At 35.6% G+C, this 12555-nt stretch carries 12 protein-coding genes and 1 pseudogene; all 13 read right to left on the bottom strand.

The features are described from left to right. Window positions 1-796 (bottom strand): N-acetylneuraminate synthase family protein (locus JCM14374_RS06260; protein WP_054694929.1); only part of this gene is annotated, 796 nt, incomplete at its 3' end. A gap of 20 nt (window positions 797-816) precedes the next feature. After that, window positions 817-2595, bottom strand: a complete 1779-nt coding sequence (locus JCM14374_RS06265; protein WP_207641600.1) for a thiamine pyrophosphate-binding protein — start codon at window positions 2593-2595, stop codon at window positions 817-819. A gap of 65 nt (window positions 2596-2660) precedes the next feature. Beyond that, on the bottom strand, window positions 2661-3140 hold the full coding sequence (locus tag JCM14374_RS06270) for a 3-hydroxyacyl-ACP dehydratase FabZ family protein (protein WP_054694936.1): 480 nt from the start codon (window positions 3138-3140) through the stop codon (window positions 2661-2663). A 15-nt stretch (window positions 3141-3155) separates the two neighbouring features. Beyond that, complete coding sequence (locus JCM14374_RS06275) at window positions 3156-3704, bottom strand: GNAT family N-acetyltransferase (RefSeq protein WP_054694939.1); 549 nt, start codon at window positions 3702-3704, stop codon at window positions 3156-3158. 63 nt (window positions 3705-3767) lie between these two features. Then, on the bottom strand, window positions 3768-4703 hold the full coding sequence (locus tag JCM14374_RS06280) for a glycosyltransferase family 2 protein (RefSeq protein WP_054694942.1): 936 nt from the start codon (window positions 4701-4703) through the stop codon (window positions 3768-3770). After that, window positions 4690-5729 (bottom strand): annotated as a pseudogene (gene rfbB, locus JCM14374_RS15715) (dTDP-glucose 4,6-dehydratase). The gene JCM14374_RS06280 and the pseudogene rfbB overlap by 14 nt, the downstream one beginning before the upstream one ends. Continuing rightward, the gene (gene rfbA / locus JCM14374_RS06290; protein ID WP_054694945.1) at window positions 5722-6657 is read right to left on the bottom strand and encodes a glucose-1-phosphate thymidylyltransferase RfbA; all 936 of its coding nucleotides are present in this window, start codon (window positions 6655-6657) and stop codon (window positions 5722-5724) included. Before rfbA ends, rfbB begins: the two are co-directional and overlap by 8 nt. A gap of 27 nt (window positions 6658-6684) precedes the next feature. Continuing rightward, window positions 6685-7914: a hypothetical protein gene (locus JCM14374_RS06295; protein ID WP_054694948.1), complete on the bottom strand. Its 1230-nt coding sequence runs from the start codon at window positions 7912-7914 to the stop codon at window positions 6685-6687. Next, the gene (locus JCM14374_RS06300; RefSeq protein ID WP_054694951.1) at window positions 7898-8962 is read right to left on the bottom strand and encodes a hypothetical protein; all 1065 of its coding nucleotides are present in this window, start codon (window positions 8960-8962) and stop codon (window positions 7898-7900) included. Before JCM14374_RS06300 ends, JCM14374_RS06295 begins: the two co-directional genes overlap by 17 nt. Window position 8963: 1 nt before the next feature. Continuing rightward, the gene (locus JCM14374_RS06305) at window positions 8964-10049 is read right to left on the bottom strand and encodes a glycosyltransferase (RefSeq protein WP_054694954.1); all 1086 of its coding nucleotides are present in this window, start codon (window positions 10047-10049) and stop codon (window positions 8964-8966) included. A 14-nt stretch (window positions 10050-10063) separates the two neighbouring features. Further along, complete coding sequence (locus JCM14374_RS06310; protein ID WP_054694957.1) at window positions 10064-11347, bottom strand: glycosyltransferase family 4 protein; 1284 nt, start codon at window positions 11345-11347, stop codon at window positions 10064-10066. Further along, the gene (locus tag JCM14374_RS15205; protein WP_278279243.1) at window positions 11347-11469 is read right to left on the bottom strand and encodes a hypothetical protein; all 123 of its coding nucleotides are present in this window, start codon (window positions 11467-11469) and stop codon (window positions 11347-11349) included. The genes JCM14374_RS06310 and JCM14374_RS15205 overlap by 1 nt, the downstream gene beginning before the upstream one ends. 18 nt (window positions 11470-11487) lie before the next feature. Continuing rightward, window positions 11488-12540, bottom strand: a complete 1053-nt coding sequence (locus JCM14374_RS06315) for a glycosyltransferase family 4 protein (RefSeq protein ID WP_054694960.1) — start codon at window positions 12538-12540, stop codon at window positions 11488-11490. Window positions 12541-12555: the final 15 nt, after the last annotated feature.

The raw sequence follows: 12555 nt of genomic DNA on the forward strand, positions 1-12555 counted from the left end.
GCGCTATATGCACATTATTGCAATTGCGTATAAGTAAAGCCATTTCGTCCGGTTCAGTTGCCATTTGATTATCCATACCAATCTTTGTACGGTCTAAGGTTAAATGTTTTTCAATTAATGCTGCACCCAGAGCTACTGAGGCTGTCGCAATTTCAGTTCCTATAGAGTGATCCGAAAAACCTATCGGATAATCTGGAAATTCAATTCTTAAGCCTAAAATATTATTTAGATTGATAGTGGAAAGTTCCGGCGGGTATATTGATATACAATGAAGCAAGCAGATGTTATTGTTCCCGGAATCTTTGATAACATTAACAGCCTTGCGAACTTCTTCGATTTCACTCATCCCGGTGGAGAGGACAATGGGAGCCCCTGTTTTTGCAATATAATCGAGAAAAGGATAATTATTTAGATCCATTGATGCTACCTTAATATATGGTACCTTACATTGTTCAAGTAGAAAATCCACTTCTTGTTTTGAATAAGGTGTTGAAGAAAAAGATATCCCATGATCAGTGCAATAATGCGCAACTTCTAACAGTTGCTTTTCATTTAATGCCAGCTTGCTTACTATTCTTTTCGCTATAGGATTATCCTTGTAATATGTCTTAGAATACAATGTTTCAGCAGACCATGACTGGAACTTAACACACGAACAGCCAGCTTCAATGGCTTTATCAATCATAAGTTTTGCAGTATTAATATTTCCATTATGACTCGTATTGACTTCAGCGACAAAGTATGGAGTTCCAAAATCTGATATAACCGTGTTATCACGAAATATACACCTAGCCATATTTACTCCTTTCTGCATATTTATTGGTCAATAGGATCTATAATCATTTCTTTTAAAAACAATTCTCGGTTCATAAACGGTGCTTGATCCTCCAGGGATCTATTTACGATACGTCTTTGCGAATTAAGCGCATAGGAATTTCGAATAAATTCCTGGTTTTCATCACAGAAAATTTCGCAAATGATTGGTCCATTAACCCTTAACAGCTTATCCAATTTATCTTCGAGATCATTCTTGTTATCAATAATCATATAAGGTATATCAAAACACTCCGCAACCTTATTAAAGTTGGGACATGATACCCCGTTGGTATAATCTGTTCCTATAGTTCGTGTTCTGAATATATCTTTCTGCCTGGTTCTAATAACTGAATAAACATTATTGTTTATTATAATTATTCGTACGGGGATATTGTAATATTTAATTGTTTGCAATTCCTGTAAATTCATCATTATCGAACCATCACCGATTACAGCGGTTATTGGATGTTTGCTGGCATAATATGCACCAATTGAAGCAGGTAAGGCAAATCCCATAGACCCCTGAGAAACGGGGTGTATGCATCGTTGTCCTGCTTTAAAGCTTATGGTGGAAGGAATTATTATTTCCTCAAGTCCCGCATCGCTTAACAGCACAAAATTATCATCCATTAATTTTGATAAACAATCTGCTAGGTAATACAAGTCGATCTTTTCACTGGCTCTATATTTTTCTTCACATTTGGGAAATATTGTTTTCCAATGAATGCACTTCTTTATCCATTCTTTATCTGCACATTTTAGGTCCTCATTGTTTAATTGTTCAATAAATTCTTTTAGATCAGATACAACCAATCTATCGATTCTTACTGTATTTTTCGAATGTTCAATTCTATCAATATCGATTACTATAATCTGTGCCGCTCTGGCGAACTTCTCGTATTCGGATCCCGTAGTCATAGGAGATAAACGGCATCCAAGCACCAGCAACAAATCCGAATTTTGTACAGCAAAATTACCGGCTCTGGTACCTCCTATACTGCCTACAGCTCCGATTGATAATTCATAGTCTGCACCGTATGTATCTACTGCTGAACAAGCAAAGGTTACAGGAAACGGATTTTTCTTCAAAAACGCTTTGAATTCTTCTACGGCATTTGCCGAACGAATCCCACTTCCTATTAAAATAACAGGACGTTTCGCTTTTTTGAGTTCTTTCCTAATATATTGAATATCCTCAGGGTCTGGTTTAAATATTATGTCATCTGGAACATATCGTTGTAATTCTTCGGGCTCTACCCGCATATTCTGAACATCAACCGGTATATCGATCCACACCGGACCTTTCCTTCCACTTTTAGCAAAGAAAAATGCCTTATCCATTTCCAAAGCAATATTTTGGGGATCGTCAATCATGGTACAGTATTTAGTTATCGGTTTAATAATTGAAATGATATCTGTTTCCTGTGATCCAAATGTTCTGATATTAATACCTGTATAACGTACCGTTTCATATAATTTATTTTGTCCGGAAATGAATATACATGGTACCCCGTCTTGCCAGGCATTCAAAACTCCTGTAATAGCGTTTGTAGATGCACATCCTGTTGATACAAGACACGCGCCAATTTTTTCATTATACTGTGCATATGCGACTGCAGCATAAGCGCCAGATTGTTCATGATGTACTGAAATAGGTATAATGTCCTTATGTTTAGCAACAGCATCAGACAAGTAGAGAATACCTCGTCCAGTTACCATGAATATATGTTGGGCTCCTTCTTCATATATTCTTTGTATCACATAATCAGCTACACGCATAATATTGCCCCTTGTTCCAAATCATTGTTACACAATACAATAATATTTTAAAATACCATTTCTAATTAGTCATTTATCTTTGGTTTAAATTCGTTAAGAATATCCGGAATCGTTATAACCAGGTCAATCGAGCATGCCAATTCTCCTTTGACATGCCCTGTTGAAATACCTTTAGCAAGACCACGCCGGAAAAACTTTAATTCTGAACTTATATCAAGTCTGTCCCCGGGGATAATTTTTCTTTTAAATTTTGCATTTTCTATTGATACAAAACTCGTCTTCTTACCTTTATTACTTGGAATAGTTAAAAAAGTCATTAGAAACATTTGCGTCAATGCTTCAACTTGGATAAAACCAGGCACATTTGGCTCGTCTTCAAAATGAGCTGGAAAAAACCATTCATTATATGTAAAATTTTTGTATCCTCTTGCGCTTTTTCCCGGAATGACTTCTTCAACATAATCAATAAATAATAATGGATACCGATTTTGCTGATATTTTTGAATTTCGAAAGCATCTAAATTAAACAATGCCGTTTGCTCCATAGTCAGCCCTTCCTTTTAAGACTCAATATCGATTTTTTCAAAACCAAATCTTTCTTTTTTACTTTCCCATTGGTCTCTGGTCAGTCCAACCAATATCCAGTCGTGAAAAACACCGTCTTTTTCTACATGTTTTCGTTCTCCTTCGATCTCAAAACCGCATAATTTTACCAGTTGAAGAACCCCTTTATTTTCTGTCATTACACTGCCATATAGTCTATTAAGTCCCAAAACATTGAATACATAATCGCAGCAGTTCCTATGCAATGATACCAATTGTTTAAAGTCTAAATATTTTTTTTCAACAATAAACCATCCCGGTCCAGAGCAACTTGAATTTTCATAATCAATTTCATCTAGGTACATAGATCCAATTGGAATATCATCAGCCCATATGATCCAGCGTATGCGTGTTTTATCATTTTTTAATTGTTCAAACCATTTATATTGGCCCTCCATAGTTAATTTGGGAGAAGTAGCCATATATCGGTTAACTTCATCACTCATCCGCCAGTTCATAAGTAATTCGAGTTCATTTTCTGTAAGGCGTTTTAAACTAAGGTTCATAGTATGTTTCCTCCTGATATTCTCTGGCAGTTCAAATTAAGATACGTGTCAGGGGTATTAAAATTAGATATTTATACGATCATCTATTAAATACAGTGGTCTATTCTTTGTTTCATCAAAAATCTTTCCGATGTATAAACCTACAATTCCAAAATTAGCAAATAGCAAGCCGCATAAAAAATATAATGAAACCATTACGCTTGTCCATCCAGCAGGTGGTTTAGCCAATAATAAATATCTAAGTACCAAATAAACAGCGTATACAACTGACAGAACTGTCATCAAAAAGCCAAATCCAATGGAAAGTCTAAGGGGTTTATTAGAATGAGCCACAATTATTTGTGTAGCCAATTCCAATCGTTTTCTAAAAGTATAGGAACTTTTACCCTCAGGCCGACTGGCATGTTCTATATCTATATAAACGAGATTATAACCTGTCCATTTAATGAAATGCTGGTAAGAGCGGTTTTTTTCTCTCATCATTCGAAAGCTATCAATAACCTTGGCATTACAGATACTGAAATTAGCAATGGTATGATCGGTTGTTGTATCTGCTAAATATTCAAAAACTTTATTAAAGGTCCTCGACATGAGCTTTTTAAAATAAATATCCTGTCTATCATAGCGCCGGCCGAACACTATATCGTATCCTTCTTGAGCTTTATTATAAAGCTTAATTATTTCCTCTGGCTGATCCTGAAGATCCCCGTCCATAACCACTACCCATTCGCCAGACGTATTATCCAAACCGGCTGTTATTGCATTATGCTGCCCAAAATTACGTGACAGATTTATCCCTTTTACCCGATCATCCTTACTTGCTAATTCTGTAATCACCTGCCAATCATGTTGAGGGCTGCAATCATTAACAAAGATGATTTCAAAATCAGGACTTATATTCGATAGAGTATCTTCCAGTCGAATATATAGCTCATTCAGACTTTTTGCACAATTATAAACTGGTATTACCACAGAAATATAAGTATTACTTTCTTGCATAATTAAGATACCAATCTATAGTTTTTTGCAACCCGTTTTGGAAGCTTTCTTCTGGTTGCCAAGCAAGTTCCGTTTTGATCTTTGAAGCATCTATGGCATAACGTCGATCATGGCCTGGCCTATCAGGAACAAATGTAATCAAATCCCTAAAAGAAGCAATCATTAATTGATGCAATCTGTTATTTACAATACTATCTAATATATCACAAATGTTTTGAGCAATGTCTATATTTGTTCTCTCATTATTTCCACCAATATTATAATTTTCCCCTGCAGTACCCTTATGATATACTAAATCTATTCCTTTGCAGTGATCCATCACATACAGCCAATCACGCACATTTTTTCCGTCACCATAAATGGGAATATTTTCTCCCGCCAATGCTTTACGGATAATTGTTGGAATTAATTTTTCTTTATGTTGCTTAGGACCATAATTGTTCGAGCAGTTGGTGACAACTACATTCATCCGTATGTGTGATAATAGCTTTTTACTATCATATCAGCACTAGCTTTACTGGCGCTGTAGGGGCTGTTCGGCGCATAGGGCGTATCTTCGCTGAAAAATCCTGTCTCACCAAGACTCCCATATACCTCATCGGTTGAGATATGATGGAAACGGCATTTCTCATAACCAGGTCTGTATCTGCCTGGTCCTTGCATCCAGTATTCTCTGGCCACATCTAGAACCGTAAAGGTTCCGTAGACATTGGTTTGAATAAAGACATCAGGGCCGATAATCGAGTTGTCAACATGCGATTCGGCAGCAAAATGGATGACTCCTCTGATATCGTATTCGTTAAACAATAGCTTCAGGAGTTCGCGATTGCAAATATCTCCCTTAATAAAACGATACCTATTATTATTTTCGGCCTCACGGAGGTTGTCCAGATTACCGGCATATGTTATCTTGTCAATATTAACCACTGCATAGCACGGATACTTTTCTAAGAGATAAGGAATAAAGTTTGAGCCAATAAATCCCGCTCCACCTGTGATAAGAATAGAAACTGGCTTGTTATCCAATTTTCTTGCTCCCCTCTGCTAATTCACCATACCACTTCCAGAAAGGCAGATTCGCTTTTTCTTCGTCTCCGGCAATGTTGAGCAGGTATTGTCCGTATTCATTCTTTTTTAATGATTCTGCGAGAGCTAAGAGTTGATCTCGATTTATGTAACCCATATAATAGGCGATCTCTTCCAAACACGCGATCATGAAACCCTGCCTTGTCTCAATGGTTTCCACAAAATGTGAAGCCTGTAGTAAAGAATCGAAGGTACCGGTATCCAGCCAAGCGAATCCTCTCCCTAAAACTTCTACATGCAGTTCGCCCATTTCCATATAAACTCGGTTTAAATCAGTTATTTCTAATTCTCCCCTGACAGATGGTTTTAGGTTCTTGGCAATTGTGACCACCTTATTATCATAGAAATATAAACCGGTTACCGCATAATTAGATTTCGGATGTTTTGGCTTTTCTTCAATAGATACCCCGCGGTAATCAGAATCTATTTCTATTACCCCAAAGCGCTCGGGATCCTTGACCCGGTAGGCGAAAACCGTAGCGCCTTCCATTCGGGCTACAGCACGTTGAAGCATCGGGGTAAATCCCTGTCCGTAATAAATATTGTCTCCCAGAATCATGGCTACCCTGTCATTTCCAATGAAAGTCTCCCCGATAATAAAGGCTTGCGCCAGACCATCCGGGGAAGGCTGAACTGCATATGTAACAGATAATCCAAACTGGCTGCCATCTCCTAAGAGCTGCTCAAAACGCGGGGTGTCTTCAGGAGTAGATATAATTAAAATATCGCGTATACCCGAAAGCATCAATACTGATAAGGGATAATAAATCATCGGCTTGTTATATATCGGTAGTAATTGCTTGGACATTGCTTTAGTCAGTGGGTATAAGCGTGTCCCACTACCTCCGGCAAGAATAATACCTTTCATAGAAAATCTCCCTGCACAATCATTTTTTTAATCAGAGAAAATTATTTTAAAATTTCTGACCATAAACACTAGTGTTCTTGGATCTGATGGAGCAACTACCCTTTTGGCATCAGATTTAAAAATAATTTGATGCGTACCTTCTGGAATAATCAATTCTCTCCTAATTAATTTGCCACTAGAGTTAATACATAATTTATCAGAGAAAAGATCACTTTCGATCGTTAGATTTGACATTTCCGAGTATCCAGTATTAACTCCCATACTAACTAATGCCTTTTTAGTTTTTCCAGTAAAGTTTGTAATTGTTAATTCTCCATTGGCATCACACCATCGCCAGTTCTGATCTGGAACTCCCTCCAAACTATAAAAACCTTTACCCCATTCATATGATATATCTTTAATACGATTATGATCAGTAAAATATGTTAATGACGTACTTTCAAGATCAATTGGTTTATCACTATTGATAATGTTTAAAACAAACGGTGAATTCTTTTTATTATTATCATCTATCGAAAGCGAATAAAAATCATTTTCTGTAGATAATGTTAAATTCCCGTTTAAATATATATTAGCCAATTTCTTTCCCCGTAAATAAGTCTGTCCAAATATAGTTGCTTTCTTATTCTTTGAATTAGAAATTATTAAAAATTCATTAGTAAATAATCTTTCATTGTTTTCTATATTATCTGGAATTAAACTAGCGAAAATCAAAAATTGATTAGATTCTTTCGGTTCCTGCGAGTATTTAATAAAATATGCTGATGGATTATTTTGTAAAGCTATAGATCTTTTAAATTCACTTTGGTCCATACAGACAGTTACATGTTTTTTTCCTTCATATGTGAAATAATCTGACCAATATTCTGGAAAATTCTGAACTATTCCGTGATAGTTCCATAATGATGGGGCTAATATAACGCTATTTTCTGGAATATTATTAAACTGATCGGTTTTAAGAAAAAAATCAACGATTCTCCATTTATCCTGTGATAAATTTTGACTCTTAGTAATAAGATTATTTGAATAATCTGTTGCAATACTTACATAAGTTATCAATAACACTGTCAACATTACATAGCTTTGTCGAACATATTTATTCTTAATATTATTATATATCCAAAGTATTATGGTACCTATAAATAAAATTACACCAAAAAAAGAAAAGTAATTAACAGTATATCCTATAGAACCATTTTGTACCCACTGTTGGTACTTAGGCGTAATACCAATTAATAAGCTAGGAGATATGATCACAAATATTGAAACAATAAGAAATAATGTTATAGCCTTTTTGGATATTATTTTTTTCTTTATGCTCCAAAAGAAAATAAATAAATGATGATGCTAATATTGCTTTAGCTATCCAGGCAGAATTAGCATTTTTTAAAAGGTAAATCAAATTATATGAATGCCCTGATGCTAAATCCGAATATATATCAAAAAGAAATCCATAATGAAAATAGATATATAATGGAAACGATGAAATACTGTATTGATAAATGGTCTTTAAAATGAGTGATAAGGAGAATTTAGAAACTATAGCTCCTTCATAAGCCGAAGGGAAATAATTTCTATAAATTATATAGACAGTTAAATAAATTGCAGTTGTTCCTATAATAGGAAGACCTTCTTTTATAACATTAATTATTTTAAAATTTGTAGTTTTATCTTGATTTATAAAAATAACTATGAATAGAAGAAATAAATTTAAAATAAAATATTCATAAATGGCCATTGAAATGAGAAATGATCCCATACTCAATAATATTAAATATTTGTTTTTAGAATGATAATATTTATCAAGAGTTAATAAAGATATTAAAAAGAGACTTAATCCTGAAGAAAAAAGAAATGGATAAGAAACCAACAAATTATGTTCCCAACTATTTTGAATACATACAAGAAACAGAACTAGACAAAGTAATCCAAGTTTTTTACTAAATGAAAAGCGGACAATTAAACAGTAAAACAATAAGATATTTAATACGATGGAACCTTTTGCTATTAGTTGATAAAACCATGTTTTATGTACGATATAGGGAATCATACTAACAAACCATGAGATATAGAATATAATGCGTCCCTGTGTTTGTGCCATATTAGTTGCAAAATCAATATAATTCCCTTGTAATTGAGCTATATGAACCCATAATGCAGTTCTCGAATCATCATTAGTGGTAAATCCAGTATGCATTAAGGGTAAAAAAGTTAAAATAAAGAGCAAAGCTATAATTAATATTACAATTTTCTCTCTTTGTTGGTTATTAATACAAATCAATCCTTTCAGTATTATAAAATGCAACTTATATGATATTAAGACTTTCTAGTTTTTGGTTTAAAATTGAAGCAATTCTCTGCCAATCGAAATTTTCCCTAATTAATTTATATCCACTATGAATTATTTGTTTTCTTTTTTCTTGATTATCTTGCATAATCTCAAATATTCTTTCTGGCATTTTCTCAACATTAGATATAATCAAATGCTTTTTAATATCTATTCCTCTAGCGCCAAATTCAGTCGAAATAATGGGTATTCCAGCCGCCATATAGTCAAACATCTTAAGATTAGTCCCGGACCCAGACTGCATAGGATTCAAAGCAATATCTACAATACTTAAAATTAACCGTTTTTCATCATCATCTACTATTCCTAATAATCCAACATTCGATGGTATATTGCGGTTCTCAAACGCTAAACATTGACTCCCCATTAACAGGAATTTAACTTCCGGCAATTGCCTGGCCATCTTAAATATTTCTTCACAAGCCTCCAAATTCGGTGGATGCCAGCTTCCCATAAAAAGAACCAAGGTTTCATTTTCGAGGCCAAGTTTTTTCTTATTTTTATATCGTTGGTCCAGGGATGTAAAAGGCGTTTCGGCAGTATCTACTCCATTAGGTACAACTACAAATTTATCACTATTAACATTATATAATTCCGCTAAGCGTAAACTATCTTCCTCAGAACAGGTCATTATTAATGATGCTTTATCACAACATAGTTTTTCAACTCTGAAAACTTCATCAATAAGTTTTTTAGCATCTGGTTTTAACAATCTCTTCTTAAGATCATACTCAACATTATGGGCCTCATAAATCAACTTATGCTTTCCTGTAAGTCTTAGCCCTTCGTTTACTAAATATGGATGAGATATAACTATAATTTCCGCGTTTTTTGCATGTTGTTCCAGTACCCTCCTATAAGCAGGTGTATACTGTGACAGCATGGGCATAGCTACATCGGTTACCGGGACTCCGGCGGTTTTTTCAAGCTCCCATTCCCTAGCCTGATGTTTTTGAGTTTTTGGAATACGATGTTCCCATAAGCCTAGAGCAATTTCTCCCTGAAAAGCTGGCTGATCATGATTTGTAATAGATATAATTTCCACGTCATATTCTTTGGCTACTTGCTTGTATAAATTATAAATACGGCTCTGCCTCCGCCGCGAGGGGGATAAATGGGAAATGTTGAAGTGACAATCATTTTGGAGCGCTTTTTAATTGGAACCCTATTCTCACTGCCAGAAATATTTTCTAAAATTAATTGGTTTACAAACCCTCTCCAATTAATGCCTTTAACTGTCTCCAAGCCCTTCTGCCCCATCTCCTTGGCCTTAAGCCTATCCACCCATAATGTCTGCATGGCTGAAGCAATGGAATCCGACCTTGGCTCAACCACAAATCCATTTTGACCATCTATAATAAATTCAGTAGGCCCGCCAGAATCGCAACAGGTTATTACAGCTTTTCCTCTTAAAAATGCCTCTACCGTTACCAAACCATAGTCCTCTTCATAGGGAACATAAAGAACCGCCAAGCAATTGTCATATAATTCAGCAACCCTCTCATCGCTGCAATAACCCAATAGCTGCACTTTAGATTGGTCCTTGATTAAACTCCTAAATTCTTGCTCTTGCGGCCCGGACCCAGCTATCATCAACTTTATGTCATTATCCAGTTGTTCTGCCGCCTTTATTAAAATATCTACTCTCTTGGTATTATCCAATCTGGATACTGTGAAAAAATAGTCTCCATAGATGATTTTGTTGGATGCATCATTAGTTGGCGGCGGATTGGCTATGAATACCACCTCTCCTGACGGAAAATAGTCTTTTCGCCTAGCAACCGTGTTAGACATGGTACCGTATCTTTTAATACGTGATGGTTGCAGCGCCAAATTATCAAGGTAGTGGACTAGTAAACGAATTAACGAACCGGGGAAAGCTGTATCCTCCCGGGGAATTTCATTACTATGCATCCGATATTTCTTCAATTGCTGCCATAATGCCTCTTCATCTGGTTGCCACCAGGTTTTATCTAGGAATTTAACCAGTTCCAAGGTATATTCACACTTACTGTGCACCTCGGTGGGTAAGCCAGTAAAATGATAAGTATCGTACAACCCTCTAAGTTTATGAATCATGTAACAAATATGATTGTGATGTTTAACCATCCAGCTTGGGTATTTGGTAGAGATAACCATATCAAAATGAGAAAGATCCAATTGAGAAAACCTGTAATATGTATCTATCAGGCTCCAAAAATCATGCTCTCTGGAGGGAAGCTTGATCAATTCAGCCTGATGATTTGTTAGTTCATTGATTTTCTCAGTCATTTGCCAGGCCAGCTTTTCCATTCCACCAATGGTATATGGAACAGGGCTTGGTACAACAATGGCAATCTTCATCAATAATCCTCTTTCATCAAATCTAAATCTATAATAACCTGGGCTAAACTGCGTATTATATCTTCACATGATTCATCGATATTCAGTTCAAGCAAAATGCTTGCAATTGTATTGATAATCATAACCTTGCCTTTTTTATGTTATAGTGTCGAAGTTAAATGATCTATTACATAATCCCAATTTATGTTTTTCACTTTATCGAACCCATTTTGGCCATACTCTTTTGATAGTGTCCTATTAGCATAGAACCGATTAATATATTCACCAAAGACCTCTGGTTCGGGGGTTTCTGCTACCAGCGAATTGATGCCGTGTTCCGCAAACTCCATCACACCGCCAGAGTCACGGCATGTGATAACAGGTTTTTTAGACAAAAAAGATTCCAATGTTATATAGCCGTAATCTTCATCATAGGGTGCAAAGAATACCGCAAAACACCTGGCATATAGTTTTAATAGTTCCTCATCCTCTACAAAGCCTAAAAGCTTTACCCTATTATCCAGCTTTAATTCTACTACCAGATTCTTTAAATAACTTGCTAATCCCCCCGTACCAGCAATCAAACACTTGACTTGTTTATCTGTATATTGCATGGCTTTGATCAGCAATTCTACTCGTTTCAGGCCTTCAAGCCTGCCTACCGACAGGATATAATCTCCATATTGCTCACAGTAATACCTGCCATAATGTTTAGGAGGATGATATAAGGTCCTGGCATCCAGTTTATTAAAGTATTTCAGCCGTTTGGTGGTATTATCAGCAATAGTAAATATGCTCTTTGATTCGGCTAGAGTCTTATTGTCTGCTGCAATAATCTGGTTGCGAATAATAATATCATTCGGGTCATTGGGGTTAAAATCGCTGTACGGTGTACCATATAGATCATAAATCGCCCGGTGTTGATGAAACAGCCAGGTAACCTTATTCGGATGTTTGATCATATATGAAGGAAATTTGGTAGCAATGACCAGATCCACCAGTGTCCCTGCAATTTGATTCAGTTGCAGTAATCTCCACATAACCATATTCTTAATTAATTCAGATTTCGGTTCCCATTGAAAAGGAAGATTGATTGTCTCAACTTGATATCCACGATACTTGAGTTGATTGTACAGAGATTCAACACATACCTCGGCTCCCCCTTTTATAAAAGGAACCCCGGCAAAGGTTATAAGGATTCGCTTTTTTTTCATATTAAACTGTTCTCC

This window comes from Syntrophomonas palmitatica JCM 14374, from assembly GCF_001311885.1.
GTDB classification, from domain to species: domain Bacteria; phylum Bacillota; class Syntrophomonadia; order Syntrophomonadales; family Syntrophomonadaceae; genus Syntrophomonas_A; species Syntrophomonas_A palmitatica.